This window comes from Acinetobacter sp. V2 (genome assembly GCF_001188385.1).
GTDB lineage: Bacteria > Pseudomonadota > Gammaproteobacteria > Pseudomonadales > Moraxellaceae > Acinetobacter > Acinetobacter oleivorans.
Genome location: NZ_JZFB01000004.1, coordinates 337,631 through 339,017, shown reverse-complemented (window position 1 = coordinate 339,017; position 1,387 = coordinate 337,631). Strand labels below are relative to the sequence as shown.

The window sequence follows — 1,387 nt, the reverse complement described above, 5'->3', positions numbered from 1 at the left end:
GGGATTTGTACCCTTCCAAGAAGATAAAAAAGTGCGTCAGGCTCTGCAACATCATGAGTATAAAACGCATTACGATATACAAAATGCTTTAGTCCCTGAAGGCATGACTACAGTAGATTATCAGCCAGTTATGGCACAGCCTGATTTATCTCAACTTTCTCCATTCTTACAACAATACATTTTAGCGGTAGCGGGTGGAATACAATCTTCTGATCCAACCAATGGTATCTTTGTAATGTTAAAAGATTTGAATATTAATCGAAGTAATGTCGATGCTTATCGTGAGGGTACGATGAAAGTAAATATTAATGACATTATAGATTTACAGAAGAAAATCGAAAATGGATTAGCTGGTCGATAAAAAAATCCCCGCATTGAGCGGGGATTTTTTTTATCTTGGTGTTAATTAAACACGTTCGATCACTGTTGCAATACCTTGACCAAGGCCGATACACATGGTCGCAAGACCGATTTGAGTATCTTGTTGTTCCATTACGTTTAACAACGTAGTGGTGATACGCGCACCAGAACAACCTAGTGGGTGACCCAAAGCAATCGCACCACCATTTAAGTTAATGATGTCTTGCTTGTCATAAATACCTAAGCCTTTCATTACTGATAAGCCTTGAGCAGCAAATGCTTCGTTTAATTCGATAGTTTGAATATCAGCCATCGTTAAGCCAGCACGTTTAAGCGCTTTTTGAGTTGCTGGAACTGGACCATAACCCATGATTGCAGCATCGCAACCTGCAACTGCCATAGAGCGAATTACAGCGCGTGGTTTTAAACCTAACGCTTGTGCACGCTCAGCAGACATAAGCAACATTGCAGAAGCACCGTCAGACAACGCTGAAGATGTAGCAGCAGTTACCGTACCGCCTTTTGGATCGAATACAGGACGTAGTGCTTTGAACGACTCAAGGTTTGCATCTGGACGAATTACTTCATCAATGTCGCAAAGGATTTTAAAGCCATTTGCATCGTGACCTTCAACACCAACGATTTCGTTTTTGAAACGACCTTCTTGAGTTGCAGCCCAAGCACGGCGGTGAGATTCAACACCAAAAGCGTCTTGCTCTTCACGGCTAATGCCGTTCATGCGACCTAACATTTCAGCAGTTAAGCCCATCATGTTAGATGCTTTTGCATAGTGTTTAGATGCTTCTGGGTTTAGGTCGATGCCGTGCATCATACCTACATGGCCCATGTGCTCTACACCACCAATAATGAAGATATCACCTTGGTTAGTTGCAATCTGTGCAGCAGCAGTATGAAGTGCTTGCATAGATGAACCACAAAGACGGTTTACAGTTTGACCTGCTACAGTTTTTGGTAAGTCAGCCAATAAGCCGATGTTACGACCAATGTTCATACCTTGTTCTAAAGT

2 protein-coding genes are annotated in these 1,387 nt (G+C 42.1%); one reads left to right on the top strand and one right to left on the bottom strand.

What is annotated here, in order from left to right; translation table 11 throughout:
- A partial coding sequence (locus tag UC75_RS14515; protein ID WP_228137395.1) for a hypothetical protein occupies positions 1–361 on the top strand: 361 nt, incomplete at its 5' end.
- A 45-nt stretch (positions 362–406) separates the two neighbouring features.
- Here the strand turns inward: UC75_RS14515 and fadA are convergent.
- Positions 407–1,387 (bottom strand): acetyl-CoA C-acyltransferase FadA (gene fadA, locus UC75_RS14510; protein ID WP_228137394.1); only part of this gene is annotated, 981 nt, incomplete at its 5' end.